The sequence below is a fragment of the Caballeronia sp. M1242 genome, from assembly GCF_017220215.1.
GTDB lineage: Bacteria > Pseudomonadota > Gammaproteobacteria > Burkholderiales > Burkholderiaceae > Caballeronia.
The window spans coordinates 362,540-385,852 of record NZ_CP071129.1 but is presented as its reverse complement, the minus strand read 5'-3'; the positions used below and the strand labels follow the sequence as shown (position 1 = coordinate 385,852).

17 protein-coding genes are annotated in these 23,313 nt (G+C 65.6%); 10 read left to right on the top strand and 7 right to left on the bottom strand.

Annotated features, from left to right (window positions below):
• Positions 1 to 232: 232 nt before the first annotated feature.
• Positions 233 to 3,025: a bifunctional [glutamate--ammonia ligase]-adenylyl-L-tyrosine phosphorylase/[glutamate--ammonia-ligase] adenylyltransferase gene (gene glnE, locus JYK05_RS01825; RefSeq protein WP_206467557.1), complete on the bottom strand. Its 2,793-nt coding sequence runs from the start codon at positions 3,023 to 3,025 to the stop codon at positions 233 to 235.
• A gap of 198 nt (positions 3,026 to 3,223) precedes the next feature.
• Between glnE and JYK05_RS01820 the strand changes: the two genes are divergently transcribed.
• From JYK05_RS01820 to aroG, 4 genes are all read left to right on the top strand, one after another.
• Positions 3,224 to 7,492, top strand: coding sequence for a YhdP family protein (locus tag JYK05_RS01820; RefSeq protein WP_206467555.1), 4,269 nt, complete (start codon positions 3,224 to 3,226; stop codon positions 7,490 to 7,492).
• 60 nt (positions 7,493 to 7,552) lie between these two features.
• The gene (locus tag JYK05_RS01815; protein ID WP_206467553.1) at positions 7,553 to 8,386 is read left to right on the top strand and encodes a carbon-nitrogen hydrolase family protein; all 834 of its coding nucleotides are present in this window, start codon (positions 7,553 to 7,555) and stop codon (positions 8,384 to 8,386) included.
• Positions 8,387 to 8,553: 167 nt separating this feature from the next.
• Entirely contained in the window at positions 8,554 to 10,020 is a 1,467-nt protein-coding gene (tldD, locus tag JYK05_RS01810; protein WP_206467552.1) for a metalloprotease TldD, read from the top strand.
• Positions 10,021 to 10,349: 329 nt separating this feature from the next.
• On the top strand, positions 10,350 to 11,423 hold the full coding sequence (aroG, locus tag JYK05_RS01805; protein WP_206467550.1) for a 3-deoxy-7-phosphoheptulonate synthase AroG: 1,074 nt from the start codon (positions 10,350 to 10,352) through the stop codon (positions 11,421 to 11,423).
• A gap of 85 nt (positions 11,424 to 11,508) precedes the next feature.
• Here the strand turns inward: aroG and JYK05_RS01800 are convergent, their stop codons facing one another.
• A complete protein-coding gene (locus tag JYK05_RS01800) occupies positions 11,509 to 12,063 on the bottom strand; it encodes a cob(I)yrinic acid a,c-diamide adenosyltransferase (protein WP_206467548.1) in 555 nt (184 codons plus the stop codon).
• Positions 12,064 to 12,263: 200 nt separating this feature from the next.
• Here JYK05_RS01800 and JYK05_RS01795 point away from each other — a divergent pair, with 200 nt between their 5' ends.
• From JYK05_RS01795 to proC, 6 genes are all read left to right on the top strand, one after another.
• On the top strand, positions 12,264 to 13,679 hold the full coding sequence (locus JYK05_RS01795) for an FAD-binding oxidoreductase (protein WP_206467546.1): 1,416 nt from the start codon (positions 12,264 to 12,266) through the stop codon (positions 13,677 to 13,679).
• 122 nt (positions 13,680 to 13,801) lie between these two features.
• Entirely contained in the window at positions 13,802 to 15,367 is a 1,566-nt protein-coding gene (locus tag JYK05_RS01790) for an FAD-linked oxidase C-terminal domain-containing protein (protein WP_241269821.1), read from the top strand.
• 132 nt (positions 15,368 to 15,499) lie between these two features.
• Positions 15,500 to 16,588 (top strand): glycolate oxidase subunit GlcE, encoded by a 1,089-nt coding sequence (gene glcE / locus JYK05_RS01785; RefSeq protein ID WP_206467544.1) that lies wholly within the window; start codon positions 15,500 to 15,502, stop codon positions 16,586 to 16,588.
• Between the two features lie 19 nt (positions 16,589 to 16,607).
• Entirely contained in the window at positions 16,608 to 17,834 is a 1,227-nt protein-coding gene (gene glcF / locus JYK05_RS01780; protein WP_206467543.1) for a glycolate oxidase subunit GlcF, read from the top strand.
• Positions 17,835 to 17,879: 45 nt separating this feature from the next.
• On the top strand, positions 17,880 to 18,575 hold the full coding sequence (locus tag JYK05_RS01775) for a YggS family pyridoxal phosphate-dependent enzyme (RefSeq protein ID WP_206467541.1): 696 nt from the start codon (positions 17,880 to 17,882) through the stop codon (positions 18,573 to 18,575).
• 15 nt (positions 18,576 to 18,590) lie between these two features.
• Positions 18,591 to 19,403, top strand: a complete 813-nt coding sequence (gene proC, locus JYK05_RS01770; RefSeq protein WP_175939485.1) for a pyrroline-5-carboxylate reductase — start codon at positions 18,591 to 18,593, stop codon at positions 19,401 to 19,403.
• Between the two features lie 38 nt (positions 19,404 to 19,441).
• Here proC and JYK05_RS01765 read toward each other — a convergent pair whose 3' ends face one another.
• The 5 genes from JYK05_RS01765 to JYK05_RS01745 form a co-directional block, all read right to left on the bottom strand.
• Entirely contained in the window at positions 19,442 to 19,663 is a 222-nt protein-coding gene (locus JYK05_RS01765; protein WP_175939484.1) for a hypothetical protein, read from the bottom strand.
• A gap of 27 nt (positions 19,664 to 19,690) precedes the next feature.
• Positions 19,691 to 20,551: a 4-hydroxybenzoate octaprenyltransferase gene (gene ubiA / locus JYK05_RS01760; protein WP_175939483.1), complete on the bottom strand. Its 861-nt coding sequence runs from the start codon at positions 20,549 to 20,551 to the stop codon at positions 19,691 to 19,693.
• A gap of 116 nt (positions 20,552 to 20,667) precedes the next feature.
• Positions 20,668 to 21,156, bottom strand: a complete 489-nt coding sequence (locus JYK05_RS01755) for a Dps family protein (protein ID WP_175939482.1) — start codon at positions 21,154 to 21,156, stop codon at positions 20,668 to 20,670.
• Between the two features lie 163 nt (positions 21,157 to 21,319).
• Positions 21,320 to 21,484, bottom strand: coding sequence for a hypothetical protein (locus JYK05_RS01750; protein WP_175939481.1), 165 nt, complete (start codon positions 21,482 to 21,484; stop codon positions 21,320 to 21,322).
• Positions 21,485 to 21,537: 53 nt separating this feature from the next.
• Complete coding sequence (locus JYK05_RS01745; RefSeq protein ID WP_206467540.1) at positions 21,538 to 23,028, bottom strand: catalase; 1,491 nt, start codon at positions 23,026 to 23,028, stop codon at positions 21,538 to 21,540.
• Positions 23,029 to 23,313 lie beyond the last annotated feature (285 nt).

Here is a 23,313-nt window from a genome sequence, read left to right as displayed (position 1 = left end):
GCGGCGGGCGGGGGGCGGGCTTCTGGCCTGCCCCTGACGCGTCGCCCACGCGCGGCGCACACCGCGCCGCTACAGCGCCGTCACCGCTTCACGTAGGATGCGCACGCCAGCCGGGTCGACGCGGGGTTTCTGCATGCGGTAGAGCCTCAGCGTGCTTCTGGACACGCCGGACCCGGGCCGCGCACGCGCCGCTCACATCGCGTCACCTCTCACGCGCCAAGCACCCGCCGCTTTACATCCCAGCCCCAAACACGCGCCGCCAGAGCCCTGTCACCGCTTCGCGCTCCGCGCGCACGACAGCCGGATCGACGCGCGCCTTCTCCATCCCGTCGAGCCGCAGCGTGTGCTGGAGCTTGCGGTAATACCGGTACGCCGCGCCGATGGTCTCCGCATCGGGCTCCGAAATGAGGCCGCTCCGCGCCGCGATCTTCAAGAGCGTGATGTTCCCCGCGTTGCGCAGAAACTCGCGGTGCGTCCGCGTATGCAGCAGCACCCAGTACTGCACGATGAACTCGATATCCACCATGCCGCCGCGATCGTGCTTCAGGTCGAACAGATCGCTGCGATTCGGATGCCCCGCCGCCACGCGTTCCCGCATCGCGACGATTTCGAGCGCGAGCGCCGCCGCATCGCGCTCCATCACCAGCACGTCGGCGCGAATGGCTTCGAATTGCGCGCCGATGTCGACATCGCCCGCGCTGAACCGCGCCCGCGACAATGCCTGATGCTCCCACACCCACGCGGTATTGGCCGCGTCGCCCTCGCGTAGCTGATAGCGGCGAAACGAATCGAGGCTCGTGACCAACAGGCCAGACTCGCCGTTCGGCCGCAGCCGCAAGTCGACGTCGAACAGCGTGCCCGCGCCCGTCGCCGCCGTCAGCCACGTAATCAAACGGCGCGCGAACATCGCGTAGATGTCGGAGGCGGCGTCGTCCGGATCGTCGTAGAGAAAGATCAGATCGAGATCCGACGCGTAGCCCAGTTCCTTGCCGCCCAGCTTCCCGTACGCGATGACCGAGAACTTCGGCGTCTCGCGATGCCGCTTCGGGAACTGTTTCCAGACGGTTTCGACCGTCACGTCGAGCACTGCGTCCGCCAGTTCGGACAAGCGGTCGCTCACGTGCTCGACCGTCAGCCGCCCCGCCAGATCCAGCAGCAGAATGCGGAACACTTCGGCCTGATGCGCGTGGCGCAGCAAGTCCATCTGGTGCTCGGCGTCCTCGGCGGCGGCGAGGCGCGCATTCAGCGCGCGCCGGAATTCGGGCCAGTCGAACGGGCTGGAAATCGCTTCGTCGTCGAGCAATTCGTCGAGCAATTGCGGATGACGGATCAGATAGCCCGCCGCCCAGCGCGACCCCGACAGCACCGAGAGCACGCGGTCGAGCGCCGCCGGATATTCGGTGAGCAACGCGAGATACGCGCCGCGCTTCGCCGTCGCTTCGAGCAGATCGAAGAGACGCGCGATGGTGTCCACGCGGCGCGCCGCGTCGATGTTCTGCACGGCTTCCAGCGCGCGCTGCACGACGATGTCGAACCGGCCACGGCTTTGTTCCGGCAGCCCGGCATAGCGCGACGAGTTCCACACGCCCGTCAGCCGCGCGAGCACCGGCGCCGGGTCCGCGAAGCCCAGTTCCATGAGACGCGCGGTGAGTTCGTCCTGCGCGGATTCGTCGGCGAGCGCGCTGCTCCAGATCCACGACGCCGCCGAATCTTCGGCCACGCCGCAGCCATGCTCGCCGCTCACCTTGTCGGCGAAGATCGCGTCGAATTGCTGCTCGACGAATTCGCGGTGCGCGTCCAGCTTCTTCATCAACGCCGCGTAATCCGCGAAACCGAGCGACGACGCCAGCAGCGCGCGCTCCTCGTCGGCGACCGGCATGGCGTGCGTCTGCGCGTCGTTGCGATATTGCAGACGATGCTCGACCGTGCGCAGGAAGAGATACGCCTCGGTGAGCGCATCGCGCACATTAGGCGCGATGAGCCCGTTGGCCGCCGCGCGTTCGAGCACGGCGAGCGTCGGCCGGATACGAAAATCCGCTGCCTGTCCGCCGCGAATCAACTGAAACACTTGCGCGCTGAACTCGATCTCACGGATGCCGCCGCGCCCGAGCTTGATGTCGTCGGCCTTGTCCGGTCGCATGGACGCGCGGCGTCGCGCTTCCTGCCGAATCTGCTGATGCAGCGAGCGGATCGCCGCGATCACGCCGTAATCGAGATAGCGCCGGTAGACGAACGGCGTGGCGATCGCGTCGAGTTGCTTCGCAAGCCGTTGTGCGGACTCGCTTTCGCGCTCGGACACGAGCCGCGCCTTGATCCACGCGTAGCGTTCCCACTCGCGGCCTTGCACGTAGAAGTACTCTTCGAGCATGCCGAGACTGCACACGAGCGGCCCGGAATCGCCGTTCGGACGCAGCCGCATGTCGACGCGAAACACGTAGCCGTCCTGGGTGATTTCCGCGAGCGCGCCGATCAGCCGACGCCCGAGCCGCGTGAAGAATTCCTGCGTCGCGAGCGGCGCGCGCGTGCCGCCGGCGGTTTCGCCGTCGTCTTCGTAGACAAAGATCAGATCGATATCCGACGACGCGTTCAACTCGCGCCCGCCGAGCTTGCCCATGCCGACGACGCCGAGCGTGAGCCGCTCGCCGTTCGGGCCACGCGGCTCGCCGAACAGCGTTTCGAGGTCCGCCGTCAGCACGGCGAGCGCGCGCTGAATGGTGACTTCGGCGAGATCGGTCATCGCGCCGGTGACTTCGGCGACATCGGCCGCGCCGCGCAAATCGCGCTCCATCACCGTGCAGAACACGTCCACGCGAAGGCGCCGCAGCGCGGTTTTGAGCGCGGCTTCGTCGAGCGCGCCGTTCGACGAAGCGCGCGCGCAGTGCGCGTCGAGACGCGCTTCGATCCACTCGCGCGTGACGGGCGACTGCGCCCACTCCGCCACGTTCGATGCCAGTTCGGCGCGCGCGGCATACGCGCGGGCTGCATAAGTGGAATAGCCGGAACTGCGCAGAGTGACATCGGTCATGAATGATTAGGCTCGCAGGTTGCTTTGCGTCGAGTGTTTCGGTGCGCGGGCGGGCGCAGGCGGCGCCGCTGGAAAGGCTTGCGCAGCGGGCCTTTGAGGGCGGTCCGGCGCGCGCACGCCGCAGATGTCCGCGCCTTGCCCTGTGTTACATTTCAGCGTCGAACACGCAAAACTACCATATCGCCGAACAGCCGCAGCATGTCCGACAGCAGACGATCCGTCGACCCGACCGAAGTTGGACAAGCCCAGCCCAGCGGCAACGCCGAGCGCGTTCTGTCGCGCGTTCTCAAAGTCGTTCTCGTCATCGCGGCCGTGCTGTATTTCGCGGTCGCCTGCATCTATCTCGGCCTGCGCTATGTCGTGCTGCCGCAGATCGATTCGTTCAGGCCGCGCATCGAAGAAGCCGTCTCCACGCGCATGCACGCGCAGTTGCGCATCGGCCGGCTGTCCGCGCGATGGACGGGCATGCAGCCGACCATCGACATCGACAATCTTCGCATCGACGCCGCCGACGGCTCGCCGGGGCTCGCGGTGCCGCACGCGAGCGCGAGTATCGCGTGGCGCTCGCTCGTGCAGCTCAAGCCGAAACTGGCGGATCTGACCGTCGATGGCCCCGACGTGATCGCCGCGCGCAACGTCCGAGGCGAAGTCACGGTCGCGGGCGTGCCGATTCCGACGCATCGCACGGGCTCTAACGCGTTCACCACATGGCTGCTCGGACAAGAGCACATTCTGCTGCGCGACGGCACGCTGCGTTGGCGCGACGCCCAGCGCGGCGCGCCCGAGATCGCGTTCAAGCGGCTGCGGCTCACCGTGCTGAACGACGGCCTGCGTCATCGCGTGGCGCTTGCCGCGCCGCCCGACGGCGAGGTGCTGCACGGTCCGCTCGACCTGCGCGCGGACTTTCGCCACGAGCCGTTCAGCGCGATGGGCGCGCCCGCGAACTGGACGGGCCGCGTGTACGTGTCGACCGGTCCGCTGGATCTGCCGACACTCGGGCGCTACGTGAAGCTGCCGTTCGCCATCTACGACGGCCGCGTCGAGAACCGCATCTGGGTCAACTTCGCGCGCGGAGAGTTGCAGAGCGCGAACGGCGACCTCGCGGGCGGCAACATCGCGCTGCGCGTGCGGGCGACGCAGCCGCGACTCGATCTTCCGGTGGCGCGCTTCGGCTGGACCGTCGACAAGAAGGACGGCGCGTACACGCTCAATCTCTCCGACCTGCGCGCCGAACTCGGCCAGCCCGCGCTCGACGACGGCACGCCGGTCGCGCGCCTCCTGACCTCGCGGACGCTCAGCGCAACGTATCGCCCGGCGGCGGTCAACGTCGGCCTGCTCTTTCGCGTGACGGGCGATGAAGCCGATCTCGGCATCCTTGCTGAATTCACGCGCGCGCTGCCGGTTCCGGCGCGCGTGCTGAACGAACTCGTGCGCTTCAATCCGCGCGGGCAGATCGCCAATTTCACGATCTACACGGAACGCGTGCCGCCGCGCAGCGAAGAAGAAGTGCAGCGCCAGCGCGAAAAAGGCGACGCGAAGCTGCTGCACTATGCGTTCAAGGGCAACTTGCAGGGCATCAGCGTGCAGGCGCAGGAGCCGCCGCCTGGACTCACCGCGAACAATCATCCGCGCGCGGGCATTCCGGGCATCGAAAACCTGTGGGGCGCGGTCGACGCGAACGAGTCGCAAGGCACCATTAGCATCGATACGAAGAACGCGGCCGTGACGATTCCCGGCGCGTTCGACGACCCTCGCCTCATTTTCGATTCGCTGCAGGGCCACGCAAGCTGGACCGTCGCGGATGCCATCGCGCCGGGCGAACTGCGCCGCGCGTTCACCATTCATCTGGACACGCTGCGCGTGAGGAACGCCGACGCCGAAGGCGAAGTCACCGCCGCGTACTGGAATCAGGGCCACGGCCGCGGCAATCTCGACCTGAAGGCGAAGGTCGCGCATCTGAACGCGACGCACCTCGTGCGCTATCTGCCGACGAGCCTCAACGAGCGCGTGCGCGTCTACCTCGGCCACGCGTTGCAGGCGGGCGTCGCGCGCAACGCCACGCTCGAAGTGCACGGCGATCTCACGCGCTTTCCGTACGCGAAGTTTCCGGATGCCGGCGTGTTTCGCATCGAAGCGCCGTTCACCGGCGGCAAGTTCGATCCGACGCCGTTCCCGCCGCGCAAGATGGCCAACGGCTTGCCGAATTTCTGGCCGGCGTTCGAAGGCATCGACGGCACCTTCACGCTCGCGCAGAACAAGCTCGGCTTCGACATTCACCGCGGGCATTACAAGGGCGTCGCGGTGTCGCGCGTGATCGGACGTATCGACGATACGGGCAACCGCGAGACGAAGCTGTGGATCGACGGCCAGGCGCGCGGCCCGCTCGCCGACATGCTGCAATACGTCGATAACAGCTCGCTCGGGCTGATGGCGAAGCACGCGACGCGCAAGCTCGACGCGAAGGGCAACGCGTCGCTCGCGCTCACGCTCGGCATTCCGCGCTACCGCCCGCCGCCGCCGCTGCCGCCGCTACGCACGGAGTACAAAGGCTCGCTGACCTTTGCCGACAACGAAGTCGCGTATGCCAATCTGCCGCCGCTCACGCATTTGCGCGGCCGCGCCGACTTCGCGGCGAAGACTGTCACGCTCGATTCGCTCACGGCGCAACTGCTCGGCGGCGACGTGCGCGCGACAGGCGGCGTGCGGCCGGACGGCAGCTACGCGTTCGATGTGAACGGGCGCATCGGCACCGACGCCGCCGCGCGTTCCAACGGACGCATGTCGCCGCAGGTGACGCAGCTTCTGACGCGCATCGACGGCGCCGCGCCGTACGAATTGCACGTGCGCGGCGCGAAGAACGCGCTGCCCGACGTGCAGGCGAAAGCGGATCTCACGGGCGTCGGCATCGACTTGCCGGCGCCGTTCGGCAAGGCGAAGGGCGCGCCGATGCCCTTCGCGTTCAGCTTCGCGCCCGCGCCCGGCGCCGCGTCGGATCTGCACGACGCGCGGCTCGCGCTCGGGCCGCTCGCGGCGCATTACCAGTTGCGGCGGATCGGCCGCGCTGACGTGAAGATCGATCCGGAAAACCCGGCCGCGCCGATGAACATGCGCGCGACCTTGCAGGCCGTGCGCGGCGCGATCACCGTGAACAAGTCCGCCGACTTGCCGGCAGAAGGCGTGACCGCCGACGTGGACCTGAACACGCTCGACGCCGATGCGTGGCGCAAGGTGTTCGCGGACGCCAACGCGAACGCCTCGCCCTCCGCGCCCTCCCCGCCCGCAAGCGACACCGCTCGCCAATTCGTCCCGACGCGCGCCGCGCTGCGCATCGGCACGCTGAAGCTCCTAGACCGGCGCTGGGAAAACATCGCCATCGACGCGCGTGAGGAGTCGAGCGATCGCAAGTGGCTCGCGAACATCGCATCGGATCAGGTGACGGGCAGCGTCGCGTTCACGCCCGGCGCGGTCAAAGGCGGCCCCGGCGCGGTGCAGGCGCGGCTCGACAGAGTTGCGATTCCCGACAAGGCGGACAACGCGCCCGCCGAAAAAGCGATAAGCAAGCCGCCGCGCAACATGCCGTCCATCGATGTGATCGTGAATCAACTCCTTTTTCGCGGCCGCGATCTCGGCCGGCTCGAAGTGGATGCGCATAACGAAGTCGTCGCCGATGAGCCGATCTGGACGCTCGACAAATTGCAGCTCGCCAATCCGGACGCAACGCTCACCGCGAACGCCATCTGGCGCGCGCTGCCGGGCGCGCAGCCGCCACGGGACGGCGATGCCACGCCCCGCCGCACATCGGTCGATTTCAGGCTGGACGTCAACAACGGCGGGCAGTTTCTGGACCGCTTCGGCGTGCCGCACTCGGTCAACGGCGCGACCGGTTCGGTATCCGGCCACGCGGGCTGGAACGGCGGTCCGACCGCGGTCGGTCTGCCCACGCTCGACGGCACGGTGGCGGTCGATCTGCGGCACGGCCAGATTCTGCGCGCGCCGGCCGCCGCGAAGTGGCTCGGCATTCTGAGCCTGCGCAGCCTCGCCAATTTGCTCACGCTGCATTTCGAGGACGTGGTCGGCAAGGGGCTGCCGTTCGAGAAGCTCACGGGCAATGCGCGCATCGCGGACGGCATCGCCCGCACCGACGATCTTTCGATGATCACGCCGCCCGCCCGCGTGCAGGTGCACGGCTCGGTCGATCTGCCGAAGAAGACGCAGGACCTTCGCGTCAAGGTGATTCCGACCGTCGGCGCGGGCGCGGTGGCGCTCGGCGCGGCGGTGATTAATCCGCTGCTCGGTCTCGGCGCGCTCGCCGCCGACCTCGCGCTGTCGCAGTCGATCAAGAAAGCGTTCGCGGTCGACTATTCGATCACCGGATCGTGGACCAAGCCGGTCATTCAGCGCCTGCATGGCGATCAGGGTAAGATCGAATCACCCGCTGCCGTCGCGCGTCCGTCAGCCGCTCAATAAAAGCGGGACGCTCGCCGAAACGCGCGGACGTCCTCTTTTGACCAACCCAGCGCCACGAACATGACCGAACAATCGAGCGAAAGCACCGTGCGGCCGTTCCAGGTCGCCGCGCTGCAAATGGTGAGCACGCCGGATCGCGACCGCAATCTGGCCGAGGCCGGGCGGCTCGTTGCCGAGGCGGCGCAAGGCGGCGCGCAACTGGTGCTGCTGCCCGAGTACTTCTGCTTCATGGGTTTCAAGGACACGGACAAGCTCGCGATCCGCGAGACGCCCGGCGACGGCCCCATTCAGCAGTTTCTCTCGGACGCCGCGCGCAAGCATGGCGTGTGGGTCATCGGCGGGACGCTGCCGCTGAAGTCGCCGGAAGCGTCGCGCGTGCTGAATACGTCGCTCGTCTTCGGTCCGAACGGCGAGCAGGTCGCGCGCTACGACAAGATTCATCTGTTCAATTTCGAAAAGGGCGAGGAATCGTTTGACGAAGCGCGCAGCATCGTGCCCGGCGCGGACGTGCGGACCTTCGATGCGCCATTCGGGCGCGTCGGGCTGTCCGTCTGCTACGACCTGCGCTTTCCCGAGTTGTATCGGAAGATGGGCGACTGCGCGCTGATCGTCGTGCCGTCCGCCTTCACGTACACGACCGGCAAGGCACACTGGGAAACGCTCCTCAAGGCGCGGGCGATCGAGAACCAGTGCTACGTGCTCGCCGCCGCGCAAGGCGGCAAGCACGAAAACGGCCGCCGCACATGGGGGCATAGCATGCTGATCGACCCGTGGGGCGAGGTCGTCGCCGTGCGCGAGGAAGGCGCGGGCGTCGTCGCGGGCGCGATCGATCCCGAGCGCATCGCGAGCGTACGGCAGAGCCTGCCGGCGTATCGGCATCGGGTGATCGCGTAGGCGTTTCACGCGATGCCCGGAAGTCGCGATGACGCGACGCATCTCGAAAATAGGCTTTTTGACGGCCTTGAACGCGCGGAAGTGGTCCCGCACATGGCCTGAACGACGCGGACAGTAGAATTGTCCGACATTCACCGAACACGCTGCATCAACGCAATAGGCACCGCATGAACATCATCGAACCCGGCATCCGCAACCTGGTCACGGCGAAGGACGTTCTCCTGACGCCGTACGGCCTCGACGAGGGTCTCATCACGCGCACGCTCGCGGAGATTTTCACGCATCGCGTCGATTACGCGGATCTGTACTTCCAGTCCACGCGCAGCGAAGCGTGGAGTCTGGAGGAAGGCATCGTCAAATCGGGCAGCTTCAGCATCGATCAGGGCGTCGGCGTGCGCGCCGTCTCGGGCGAGCGCACGGCCTTCGCCTATTCCGACGATCTTTCGCCCGAGTCCATCCGCCAGGCCGCGCTCGCCACGCGCGCGATCGCGAAGGCGGGCGGCGGCAAGCACAAGATCAAGCCGGCGAGCACGCTCACGGGCGTCTCGGGCCGCGACCTATACGTGCCCGCCGATCCGCTCCATTCGCTCGATGCCAACGCGAAGGTCAGGCTGCTGGAGCGCGTCGAACAGATGGCGCGCGGCCGCGATCCGCGCATCACGCAGGTGATGGCGGGGCTCGCGGGCGAATACGACGTCGTGCTCGTCGCGCGCAGCGACGGCGCGCTGGCGGCGGACGTGCGGCCGCTCGTGCGCGTCTCGGTGACGGTGATCGCCGAGCAGAACGGCCGGCGAGAGATCGGCACGGGCGGCGGCGGCGGACGCTTCGACTACGGCTATTTCACGGACGATATCCTGTCGAAGTACGTCGATGACGCCGTGCATGCGGCGCTCGTCAACCTGGAAGCGCGCCCTGCCCCGGCCGGCGCGATGACGGTCGTGCTCGGGCCGGGCTGGCCGGGCGTGCTGCTGCACGAAGCCGTCGGACACGGGCTGGAGGGCGATTTCAACCGCAAGGGATCGTCGGCGTTCGCGGGCCGCATCGGCGAGCAGGTGGCGGCGAAGGGCGTGACGGTGGTGGATGACGGCACGCTGCCGAATCGCCGCGGCTCGCTCAATATCGACGACGAAGGCAACCCGACGCAGTGCACGACGCTGATCGAAGACGGCATTCTGAAGGGCTACATTCAGGACTCGCTCAACGCGCGCCTGATGAAGATGCCGGTGACGGGCAACGCGCGCCGCGAGTCGTACGCCGCGCTACCGATGCCGCGCATGACGAACACGTACATGCTCAACGGCGACAAGGACCCGCAGGAGATTCTCGCGTCGGTGAAAAACGGCCTGTACGCGGTCAATTTCGGCGGCGGTCAGGTGGATATCACCAATGGCAAGTTCGTGTTCTCGGCGTCCGAGGCGTACATGATCGAGGACGGCAAGATCACATACCCGGTGAAGGGCGCGACGCTGATCGGCAGCGGTCCGGAATCGCTCAAGTACGTGACGATGATCGGCAACGACATGTCGCTCGACAGCGGCGTGGGCGTGTGCGGCAAGGAAGGCCAGAGCGTGCCGGTCGGCGTCGGTCAGCCGACTTTGCGCATCGAGAAGATGACGGTGGGCGGCACGATGTGATGCAGTTTTGCCGCATCGGCGGCGGCGCGTTCAGAATCGTTCGCACCCGCCGATGCGGATTTCCCGCGTTCGACGCGCGGCCGCTTGTCAGCGCCGCCCGTTTGAGGTTATAAAGACGGTCACCCTTTTTGCAATGCGCCCTGTGCTCACCATGTCCGCCAAGTTTTATTTTTATTTCTTTTGGCATCTCAAGCCGCTGGCGGATCGAGAGGGGTGAGTCGTAGGTTGCAGATACGCAAAACCGAATTCCCGAAAAACCGCCAGCCAAGTCTGGCGGTTTTTTTTCGCCTTCCATTTTTTGCTCAGAACATTGCCGTTGGAGAATCGCCATGCCCCCGCACAATACCGATGACGTTCGTATCCGTGAGTTGAAGGAGCTCGTCCCGCCCGCGCATTTGATCCGCGAATTTCCGTGCACGGAGCCGGTGTCCGATCTTATCTTCAACGCGCGGCAATCGATGCATCGCATTCTGCATGGCATGGATGACCGATTGATCGTCATCATCGGGCCGTGTTCGATTCACGATCCGAAGGCGGCGCTGGAATATGCGGGGCGCTTGATCGAGCAGCGCAAGCGGTTCGCGGGCGAACTCGAAATCGTGATGCGCGTGTATTTCGAAAAACCGCGCACGACGGTCGGCTGGAAAGGGCTGATCAACGATCCGTATATGGATAACAGCTTCAAGATCAACGACGGATTGCGCGCCGCGCGGGAATTGCTCATGCATGTCAACGAGCTCGGGCTGCCGGCGGGGACGGAATATCTCGACATGATCAGCCCGCAGTACATCGCGGATTTGATCTCGTGGGGCGCGATCGGCGCGCGGACGACCGAATCGCAAGTGCATCGCGAATTGGCTTCGGGGCTTTCGTGTCCGGTCGGATTCAAGAATGGCACGGACGGCAACGTGAAAATCGCGGTGGACGCGATCAAGGCCGCTTCGCAGCCGCACCATTTTCTTTCTGTGACGAAGGGCGGGCATTCGGCGATTGTTTCGACCGCTGGGAATGAGGACTGCCATATCATTTTGCGCGGTGGCAAGACGCCAAACTTCGATGCGGCTTCCGTGGATGCCGCTTGCAGCGATATCGGCAAGGCGGGATTAGCGGCACGGCTGATGATCGATGCGAGCCATGCGAATAGCTCGAAGAAGCATGAGAATCAGATTCCGGTTTGCGCGGATATCGGGCGTCAGTTGGCGGCTGGCGATGAGCGGATCGTCGGCGTGATGGTGGAATCGCATCTTGTCGCCGGGCGGCAGGATTTGAAGGAAGGGTGTGAGCTTACTTACGGGCAAAGCGTTACGGATGCTTGTATCGGGTGGGAGGAGAGCGTCGGGGTTCTCGAAGGATTGGCGGAAGCGGTGAAGCAGCGGCGACTGAAGAGAGTTGGCGGCAATTGATTGCAGCATAACTAGCAGAGTCGACACCGCTTCTCAATCGGTGCCGACTCTGCCGAAGTTTTAAGCCGCCTTTGCTCGTGCGAGCTCATTCTCGTGCGTGATTCCAGAGAATATCCTCCCCCCCATCCGCCCGATTCAAAACCCGCGCCAAAACAAACAACAAATCCGACAACCGATTAACATACCTCCTAGGCGCGTCATTAACCGCATCGGCTTCGACCCGCCCTAAAGCAATAATCGCCCGCTCCGCCCTCCGACACACCGTCCGGCAAACATGCGCCAGCGCCGCCGCCCTCGACCCGCCCGGTAAAATGAACTCCTTAAGCGGCGGCAAAGTCGAGTTGTAATCCGCGAGCCACGCATCCAGCCGCGCTAAATGCGAATCGGAAATCATCGAATGTCCGGGAATCGACAATTCGCCGCCCAGATCGAACAAATCGTTCTGAATCTGCGTGAGCGCATGACGCACATCCGGCGGTAAAGCCTCGCACAGCAATACGCCCAACGAAGAATTCAGTTCATCGACATCGCCGATCGCCGCAATGCGCGCATCGTCTTTCGACACGCGGCGGCCATCGCCGAGTCCGGTGGTGCCATCGTCGCCGGTGCGCGTCGCGATCTTGCTGAGGCGGTTACCCATCACTGCTCCTGTGTCATCCAGAATCCAAAATGCGCCGAAAAGCCGCCGAAGCATTATAGGCAGCGCCCCTCGCTTACCCGCGACGCCGCGCGCCGCGAGCGTCCCGCGCGTAAAATAAGACGGCGCCCTGCCGTGCAACCGACAAACAGCACGCATGCCGCCCGAAGCACGAAATCGACAAAAATCCGCTGGAGACGCCCGTGAACCATCCCGCCTTGCCGCATGCCATCCGCCGGCCGTTTCCCGCCGCCCTGCTCGACGCGCTCAAGCAACACTTCGCCGAGCGCGTCAGCACGAGCCAGGCCGTGCGCGAACATCACGGCCGCGACGAATCCCCGTTCGATCCGCAATTGCCTGACGCCGTCGTCTTTGCGCGCAGCACGGAAGAGGTCCAGGCCATCGTCCGGCTGTGCGCCGAGCACGACGTGCCGATCATCCCGTACGGCAACGGATCGTCGCTCGAAGGGCATCTGCTCGCAGTTCAAGGCGGCGTGTCCATCGACTTGTCGGAGATGAACAGCGTCGTCTCGATCAACGCCGAAGACCTCACCGCCACCGTGCAGCCCGGCATTTCCCGCAAGCAGTTGAACGGAGCGCTGAAGGACACCGGCCTCTTCTTTCCGATCGATCCCGGCGCGGACGCGAGCATCGGCGGCATGTCGGCGACGCGCGCCTCGGGCACGAACGCCGTGCGCTACGGCTCGATGCGCGAAAACGTCCTCGCGCTGACCGTCGTGCTGGCCGACGGCCGCGTCATCCATACCGGCACGCGCGCCCGCAAATCGTCGGCGGGTTACGACCTGACGCGGCTTTTCGTCGGCTCCGAAGGCACGCTCGGCGTCATCACCGAAATCACGGTGCGGCTCTATCCGCAGCCCGAAGCGATCTCGGCCGCCGTCTGCGCGTTCCCGTCGATGGGCGACGCCGTGCGCGCCGTCATCGAAACGATCCAGATGGGCGTGCCGATCGCCCGCGTCGAGTTCGTCGACAAGCTGGCGGTGCGCGCCATCAATCGACATTCGAATCTGACGCTGCGCGAGTCGCCGATGCTGTTCTTCGAATTCCACGGCACCGAAGCGGGCGTGAAGGAACAGGCGCAGACCGTGCAGGAGATCACGGCGCAGAACCACGGCACGGACTTCGAATGGGCGACGCGTCCCGAAGACCGCAGCCGCCTGTGGACCGCGCGCCACAACGCCTATTTCGCGATGCTGCAACTGAAGCCCGGCTGCCGCGCCGTGACGACTGACGTCTGCGTGCCGATCTCGCGTCTGGCCGAATGCGTCGAAGAGACGGAGAAGGACCTGCTCGGCTCGTCGCTGCCCTGCCCGATCGTCGGACACGTCGGCGACGGCAATTTCCACGTCGCGATGCTGCTCGATCCCGCGAAGCCCGAGGAACGCGACGAAGCGGAGCGCCTGAACCGGCGCATCGTCGAGCGCGCGCTGAAAGTCGGCGGAACGTGCACGGGCGAGCACGGCGTCGGGCTGCACAAGATGGACTTCATGCTCGACGAGCACGGCGAAGACGGCATCGACGTGATGCGGTCCATCAAGCACGCGCTCGATTCCAAGAACCTGATGAATCCGGGCAAGATCTTCGCGTTCACGCGCTAACCGCGCCGCCGCATCCCGCGCGCCCGGTGGACGAAGAAGCCACGAGCGCGCAACATGGGGTGTCGCCGCGTCAGAGACTTTTATCGAACACGCGCCGTCATGTTCAGGCGCCGGGAGGAGACATGAACGCACCCGACGAACTCAAGCCCGAGTTCTCCGACGCCGCCGCGCCGGAATTCTCGCCGAATCTGCCGCACGAGGACGCGCCCGCGCTCACGGAAGAACAACTCGCCGAGCGTCAGCGCGAAGTTGTGCAGGCGCTGATGGCCGTGCTGCCCACGCATTGCCTGCTGTTTCGCGACGAGGACACGTCCGTCTACGAATGCGACGGTCTCGCCGCCTACCGGCGTCTGCCGCTCGCGGTCGTGCTGCCCGAAACCGAAGCGCAGGTTCAGCGCGTCGTGCAGATCTGCGCGCGGCTCGGCGTGCCGATCGTGCCGCGCGGCGCGGGCACCGGGCTCTCCGGCGGCGCCATGCCGATTCGCCACGGCATCGTGCTGTCGCTCGCGCGCTTTCGGCGCATCATCGAAGTGGATTCGTACGCGCGCACGGCCACCGTGCAGCCCGGCGTGCGCAATCTCGCCATTTCGGAAGCCGCCGCGCCTTACGGGCTGTACTACGCGCCGGACCCGTCGTCGCAGATCGCGTGCACCATCGGCGGCAACGTCTCCGAAAATTCAGGCGGCGTGCACTGCCTGAAATACGGCCTCACCGTGCATAACGTGCTGCGCGTGCGCGCCGTGACGATGGAAGGCGATATCGTCGAATTCGGCTCGCTCGCGCCCGATGCGCCGGGGCTCGACCTGCTCGCGGTGCTGATCGGCAGCGAAGGCATGTTCGCCGTCGTCACCGAAGTCACCGTCAAGCTGATTCCGAAGCCGCAGACCGCCCAGGTCATCATGGCGAGCTTCGACGACGTGGTGAAAGGCGGCAACGCGGTCGCGGCGATCATCGCGGCGGGCATCATCCCGGCCGGCCTCGAAATGATGGACAAGCCCGCGACGCGCGCCGTCGAGGAATTCGTCAAGGCCGGCTACGATCTCGACGCAGCCGCCATTTTGCTGTGCGAATCCGACGGCACCTACGACGAAGTCGCCGAGGAAATCGTCCGCATGACCGCCGTGCTGCGCGAGCATGGCGCGACGCGCATCCAGATTTCGCGCTCCGAAGCCGAGCGGCTCAAGTTCTGGTCCGGCCGCAAGAACGCGTTTCCCGCCGCAGGCCGCATTTCGCCCGACTATTACTGCATGGACGGCACGGTGCCGCGCCGCGCCATCGGGCCGCTGCTCGCGCGCATCGAAGAGATGGAGAAGAAGTACGCGCTTCGCTGCATCAACGTGTTCCATGCGGGCGACGGCAACATGCATCCGCTGATTCTCTTCAACGGCAACGATCTCGACGAATGGCATCGCGCGGAAGCGTTCGGTTCGGACATTCTCGAAACGTGCGTGGAACTGGGCGGCACGGTGACGGGCGAACATGGCGTGGGCATCGAGAAGATCAATTCGATGTGCGTGCAGTTTTCGCCGGAAGAGCGCGACGCGTTTCACGCGGTCAAGCGCGCGTTCGATCCGCTGCGCCTGCTCAATCCCGACAAGGCGATTCCCACGCGCGCGCGCTGCGCCGAATACGGCAAGATGCACATTCGCGGCGGCCTCCTGCCGCATCCCGAACTGCCGCGCTTCTGACCGGCCGCCGCGCTCGCCGCGCGTTTCGCTATCCACGTTTGTCCGGGTACGGCTGCGTTAAGCGGCCGGTACAATCGACCGGACAGGCGTAGCGCAAGCCATACGAAAAGCGGATCACAAGAGCGGGACACCATGGAACAGGACGACATCGTCGCCGCCTGGTCGGAGCGGATCGCCCGGGCCAGCGAGACCGGCGCGCCGCTGCGCATTCGCGGCGGCGGCACGAAAGACTGGTACGGCCAGACGCTCCAGGGAGAGATTCTCGACACGCGCGCCTATCGCGGGATCATTTCGTACGATCCGGCGGAACTGGTCATCACTGCGAAAAGCGGAACGCCCCTTGCTGAAATCGAGGCTGCGTTAAGAGAACATGGCCAGATGCTGCCTTTCGAGCCTCCTCACTTCGGCCGCAATGCGACGCTCGGCGGCTGCATCGCGGCAGGTCTTGCCGGACCGCGCCGCGCGTGGACCGGCGCGGCGCGCGATTTCGTGCTCGGCGCAGCCGTGATGAACGGACGCGGGCAAGTGCTGCGCTTCGGCGGGCAAGTGGTGAAGAACGTCGCGGGCTACGACGTCGCGCGGCTGCTCGCGGGATCGCTCGGCACGCTCGGGCTGATTCTCGAACTCTCGGTGAAGGTGCTGCCGCGACCCGTCGCCGAAGCCACGCTCAAATTCGACATGCACGCCACCGACGGCGTGCGCAAGCTCAACGAATGGGGCGGCCATCCGTTGCCGATCAGCGGCAGCGCGTGGCGCGACGGCACGCTCGCGCTGCGTCTCGCGGGCGCGGAAGCGGCCGTGAAGACCGCGCGCAATTCGCTCGGCGGCGAAGTGGTGGATGCGGTCGAGGCCGACCGCTTCTGGATCGGCCTGCGCGAACAGACGGACCCGTTCTTCGCCGTGATCGAACCGCGCTCGGCGCTCTGGCGGCTCGCGCTGCCGTCGATTGCGGAGCCGCTGCATCTGCCGGGCGCGCAACTCATGGAATGGGGCGGCGCGCAACGCTGGTGGATCACCGACACCGATCCGCAGACCGTACGCATCAGCGCGAAGCAGGCCGGCGGCCACGCGACGATCTTTCGCGCGGGCTCCGCCTACGACCGCAACGCGGGCGTGTTCACGCCGCTGCCCGCGCCGCTCATGAAGATTCACCGCGGGTTGAAGGCCGCGTTCGATCCGGCGCGCATCTTCAACCGCGCCCGGCTTTATCCCGATTTCTAGGCGAACCGAGCAACACGCAATGCAAACCAATCTCGCCGATTTCATCCGCGGCACCGCCGATGGCGACGAAGCCGACGCGATTCTCCGCAAGTGCGTCCACTGCGGCTTCTGCACGGCGACTTGCCCGACGTATCAACTGCTCGGCGACGAACTCGACGGACCGCGCGGGCGCATCTATCTGATGAAGCAGATGTTCGAGGGCGCGCCCGCCACGCGCAGCACGCAGACGCATCTGGACCGCTGCCTCACGTGCCGCAACTGCGAGACCACGTGTCCGTCGGGCGTGCAGTACGGCAAGCTCGTCGAGATCGGCCGCAAGGTCGTCGAACAGAAAGTCGAGCGGCCGATGCGCCAGCGCATCCAGCGCCGCTTTCTCGCGAGCTTCCTGCCGAACAGCACGCTTTTCACGCCCGCGATGAAGCTCGGGCAGCAAGTGCGCGGCGTACTGCCGCGCAAGCTGCGCTCGAAGATTCCGGTGCCCGAGAAGCCGCTCGCGCCGCCCACGCGGAAGCACGCGCGCAAGATGCTGATGCTCGCCGGCTGCGTGCAGCCCGCGATGATGCCGAACGTCAACACGGCGACGGCGCGCGTGTTCGATGCGCTCGGCATCGAGATCGTGACCGCGCCGGGCGCCGGCTGCTGCGGCGCGATTCGTCTGCATCTCGGCTATAACGACGACGCGCTCGACGACGTGCGCAACAACATCGACGCGTGGTGGCCGTATGTCGAAAGCGGCGTCGAGGCGATCGTGATGAACGCGTCGGGCTGCGGCGCGACGGTCAAGGAATACGCCCACCTGCTGCGCAACGATCCGATGTACGCGGACAAGGCGCGGCGCATCGTCGAATTGACGCGCGATCTGGCCGAGATTCTGCCGGCGTTCGAGGAAGAACTCGTGGCGCTGGCGCGGCGGCGCGCGGTGCATACGGTAGCGTTTCATCCGCCGTGCACGTTGCAGCACGGGCAGCAGATTCGCGGGCGCGTCGAGCACCTTTTGACGGCGCTCGGTCTCGAAGTGCGCCTGCCTGCGGACGCGCACATCTGCTGCGGATCGGCCGGAACGTATTCGGTGTTGCAACCGAAGATGGCTTACGCGCTACGCAATCAGAAGCTCGACCGGCTGGAAAAGACCGAGCCGCAGATGATCGTGTCCGCGAACGTCGGCTGCATCGCGCATCTGCAAAGCGGCACATCCACGCCCGTGACGCACTGGATTCAGCTTCTGGAGCATCTGCTGTACGGCTAGGCGGATTCGTATAATGGCCCGATCCGCCATGAATGTCGCTCGCGCATGTCCATCGCTCAACATCTGGAAGAAGTCCGTCAACGGATCGCGCAGGCCGCCGAACGCGCGTCGCGCGATCCGGCGTCCGTCAAGCTGCTCGCCGTATCCAAGACTTTCCCCGCCGACGACGTGCGCGCCGCCTTCGATGCCGGCCAGCGCGCGTTCGGCGAGAACTACGTGCAGGAAGGCATCGCGAAGATCGCCGCGCTCGCAGACTTGCGCAGCAAGATCGAATGGCATTTCATCGGGCCGCTGCAATCGAACAAGACGAAGCTCGTCGCGGAGCAGTTTGACTGGGTGCATTCCATCGACCGCCTGAAGATCGCGGAACGCCTTTCCGCGCAGCGTCCCGAAGGCGCGACGCCGCTCAACGTGTGCGTGCAGGTGAACGTGAGCGGAGAGGCATCCAAGAGCGGCGTCGAGCCGCATGACGCCGCGGCGCTCGCGCATGCGGTGGCGGCGCTGCCCGGCCTGCGTCTGCGCGGGCTGATGTCGATTCCCGAGCCCGCCGACACGCTCGACGCCCAGCGCGCCCCGCACGCGCGCCTGCGCGAATTGATGGATGCGTTGCGCGCCGACGGCCTCGAACTCGACACGCTGTCGATGGGCATGTCCGCCGATCTCGAAGCCGCCGTGCTCGAAGGCTCGACGATGGTACGCATCGGCACCGCGATTTTCGGCACGCGCACTTACACCCACTGACTCATCACTCTCACCATGAAAATCGCATTCATCGGCGGCGGCAACATGGCCGCGGCGCTCATCGGCGGTCTCCTCAAGCGCGGCGTCGCGCCCGCGGATATCTACGCCATCGACATCAACGAGGAAGCGCGCGCGCGCACCGCGAAGCAATTCGGCATCGAGACGGGCGCGGCCATCGACGCGAAGCTCGCCGGCTACGACGCCATCCTGCTCGCGGTGAAGCCGCAGGTGCTCAAAGGCGTCGCCGAGGCGCTCGCGCCGCATCTCGCGCGGCAGACGGTCATCAGCATCGCGGCGGGCATCCGCGCGGCGGACCTCTCGCGGTGGCTCGGCGGCTACGCGCACGTGGTGCGCACCATGCCGAACACGCCCGCGCTCATCGGCATGGGCGTAACGGGGCTCGCTGCATTGCCGGGCGTGAGCGACGAGGCGAAGGCGCTTGCATCGCAAGTGCTGGAAGCGGTCGGCACGACCGTCTGGTTCGACGACGAAGCGAAGATCGACGCAGTCACCGCCATCTCCGGCAGCGGTCCGGCGTACGTGTTCTATTTCATCGAAGCGATGCAGGAAGCGGCGCGCGCGCTCGGCATGGACGAAGAGCAAGGCCGCGCGCTCGCGGTCGCGACGTTCACGGGCGCGGCGCAACTCGCGGCGCAGTCAAGCGAACCGGCGAGCGTGCTGCGCGAGCGCGTGACATCGAAGGGCGGCACGACGGCGGCCGCGCTCGCCTCGTTCGATGCGCAAGGCGTGAAGGACGCGATCGTGCGCGGCGCGCTGGCGGCGGAAGCGCGGGCCAAAGAAATGGGCGATGAATTCGGCGCGGCTTGAACGGCTCGAACGCGCAGATGCGACGTGGCGCGCGCGGGTTATTCGATGAAAAGCCTGTCGCCGCGCTGCGCGATATGCCGCAACAGCGGGTCATGTGCGTTCAACGCGAGCAAAACGTCCGGATGATTTTCTCGTCGTTCATGAGCACTTCGGCGAGCATGACGGGCGCGCACCGCTCGATGGTTTCCTTCGCGCCCCGACGCACGTCCAGTCCGATTGCCTTCCATGTCGAGCTCGATGAAATCGACACGATCGAGCATCAATGAATCGCCACGCGCCGCGCAAGCTCAGCCTGCCAGCGCGTACTGAAGCGCAATCCCTGCGAACAACGCGCCGCCCAGCCAATTGTTGTGCTTGAACGCGGCGAAGCACGCCATGCGCTCGCGGTTTCGGATAAGCATGTAGTGATACGCCGCGCAGCCGGCCGCGCCCAGCCAGCCGAGCCAGTACGGCCAGCCGAAGTGCAGCGTGACGCCGATGCCCGCATACACCGCGAGCGTCGCGGCGTAGCACAGCATCACGGCGAGCACGTCGTACCGGCCGAACGTGAGCGCGGACGTGCGAATGCCGATCTTGATGTCGTCGTCGCGATCGACCATCGCGTATTCGGTGTCGTAAGCAACCGACCAGAACACGTTGGCCGCGAGCATGATCCACGCGAGCATCGGCACATGATCCTGCACGGCGGCGAACGCCATCGGAATGCCGAAGCCGAACGCGATGCCCAGATACGCCTGCGGGATCGCGAAGAATCGCTTGGTGAACGGATACGTGCCCGCGACGAACAGCGCGAAGACCGACAGTTCCTTCGTGAGCACGTTGAGCGGCAGAATCAGCAGGAACGCGACGAGCGACAGCGCTGCCGCCAGCACCACCGCTTCCCACGCGCGAATCTTGCCCGACGTGATTGGCCGCTCGGCGGTGCGCTTCACGTAGCGGTCGAAGTCGCGGTCCGCGTAATCGTTGATCGCGCAGCCCGCCGAGCGCATCAGAAGCGTGCCGATTGCGAAGATCACGATCAGCATCAGCGATGGCCGGCCATCCGACGCGATCCATAACGCGTTGAGCGTCGGCCACAAGAGCAGCAGGCTGCCGATGGGCTTGTCCAGGCGCACGAGGCGCATATAGAGCGGGAGACGGGCGAGCATGGAAGGCGGCCGGAACGGAAGAGCAGATATTTTAGTCCAGCGCTGCGCGCCGTTCTGAAAAGCAAAAACCCGTGCAGTACATCGCACGGGTTTTCTAAACGGACAAGAGAACCGCTTTACGCGAGCATCGAGCGCAGCATCCACGCGGTCTTTTCATGCGTCTGCATGCGCTGCGTCAGCAGGTCGGCGGTCGGCTCGTCGTTGGCGGCTTCGGTCGCCGGGAAAATCTCGCGCGCCGTGCGCACCACCGCTTCCTGACCTTCCACCAGTTGGCGGATCATGTCTTCGGCGTCGGGCACGCCTTCGGCTTCCGGAATCGACGAGAGCTTCGCGAAGTCGCGATAGCTGCCCGGCGCGTGCACGCCGAGGGCGCGAATGCGTTCCGCGATCGAATCGACGGCCGTGGCCAGTTCCGTGTATTGCGTCTCGAACATCAGGTGCAGCGTGTTGAACATCGGCCCCGTGACGTTCCAGTGGAAATTGTGCGTCTTCAGGTAGAGCGTGTAGGTGTCCGCGAGCAGCCGGGACAGCCCGTCGGCGATCCGCTTGCGATCTTTGTCGTTGATGCCGATGTTGACGGCAGGTGCGATGCCTTTTTTCGCCATGATGACTCCGTGAAAGAGTGATTCGAACGTGGTGCGCCGCGCGTGACGCATTGTTTCGGCGCGCGGCGTTTCGAGCGATCGACAGTGTATCTTAGAAACGCGGCGGTTTCCTTGTGCGGCAAGGCTTGGAAGCCTATGCCGCATGCCTGCGCTCCAGATGGTCTCAGGCGAACCCGCCCGCGCCGTGAAGCGCGCTCGCGACGACGAGTCCGTACGCCGCCGCCACGATTCCGAAAGCAACTGCGACGCGCGCACCGCGCGTTGCCCGGCGGCTCGTCGCTTCCAGGCGATCCACCGCCTGGCCGATGATGTTCAGTGTCTGGGTCATGATCTTGCTCCTGCTTTCCCGTTCGACCGTTGCCGCCGCGCCTTTCACGCGAGTCACACAGCGGCCGTATCTTCCTCGTCGATGTCCTTCTGCACATCGACCCGCTGCCCGATGCGGGCGAGCGCATCGACGACGCCTTGCGCATAGGCCGGATCAGCGCGGCGGAAATGCTCGATCTGCCGCGCGACGATCTCGTTCGGCACGCCGTGAATGTGCCGCGCGATGTTGCCGAAGAGACGCTCGCGCTGCCCGTCATCGAACAGGCGGAAGAGCGCGCCCGGCTGGCTGTAGTAGTCCTCGTCCTCGCGATGGTCGTAGCGATCGACCGCGCCCGCCGCGAGCGGCGGCTCGTTGACGCTCGCGTCCTGCGCGAAGTCGCCGAAGCGGTTCGGCTCGTAGTGCACGCGGCCGCCGAGATTGCCGTCGACGCGCATGCCGCCATCGCGATGGAACGGATTCGCTACCGGCGTGCGCGGCGCGTTCACCGGAATCTGATGGTGATTGATGCCGAGGCGGTAGCGTTGGGTGTCGCCGTACGAGAAAAGCCGCCCCTGCAACAGCCGGTCCGGCGAAAAGCCGATGCCCGGCACGACGTTCGCCGGCGTGAAGGCCGACTGCTCGACCTCCGCGAAGTAGTTCTGCGCGTTGCGGTTCAGCTCGATCACGCCGACATCGATGAGCGGATAGTCCTTGTGCGGCCACACCTTCGTGATGTCGAACGGATTGAAGCGGTACGTCGCCGCGTCCGCTTCCGGCATGATCTGCACGCGGAAATTCCAGCGCGGGAAGTTGCCCCGGTCGATATTCTCGACCAGATCGCGCTGCGCGCTTTCGCGGTCGGCGGCGATCACGGCGGCCGCTTCCGCATCCGTGAAGTTTTCGAGCGGCTGCTGCGACTTGAAGTGGAACTTCACGTAGAAGCGCTCGTTATTCGCGTTGATGAACGAGAAGGTGTGCGAACCGAAGCCGTGCATCTGCCGATAATTCTTCGGAATGCCGCGATCGCTCATCAAAATGGTCACCTGATGCAGCGATTCCGGATGACGCGACCAGAAGTCCCACGCCGCCACGTTGCTGCGCAGGTTGGTGTACGGATCGCGCTTTTGCGTATGGATGAAGTCGGGAAACTTGAGCGGATCACGAATGAAAAACACCGGCGTGTTATTGCCGACCACGTCCCAGTTGCCCTCTTCCGTGTAGAACTTGATGGAGAAGCCGCGCACGTCGCGCTCGGCATCGGCCGCGCCGCGCTCGCCGGCCACCGTGGAAAAGCGCATGAAAATAGGCGTTTCCTTGCCGATTTCGTTGAAGAGCTTCGCCTTCGTGTAGCGGGAAATGTCGTGCGTCACGCGCAACGTGCCGAACGCCCCCGAGCCCTTCGCATGCACGCGGCGCTCGGGAATCACTTCGCGATCGAAGTGCGCGAGCTTCTCGATGAGCCAGAAGTCCTGCAACGTCACGGGGCCGCGCGGGCCGGCGGTCTGCGAGTTCTGGTTGTCTCCTACGGGCGCGCCGCTGGCGGTGGTGAGTCGTTGGGTCGTCATCGTGATACTCCGTGGTTTGTGTTGGCTTGGGATGAAGAAGGCGTCACGCAGTGCGGGCGAAGGCGGCGAGGACGTCGAGCGCGACGGCGCGCAGTTCGGACCACGGCGTTGCTGCCGAAGCGGCGCGGGATGCGGCGGGCTGGCGGGGTGTCATCGCTCTGTTCCTCGTGTCTTGTCTGAGCCGAGTGGCTCTCTGGGAACAGAGCTTATCAAAACTATCGAATAGCTCTATTCGATTAATTTTATTTATGTGATAGGCGGGTGATGCGGAGGGAGGACGACGCA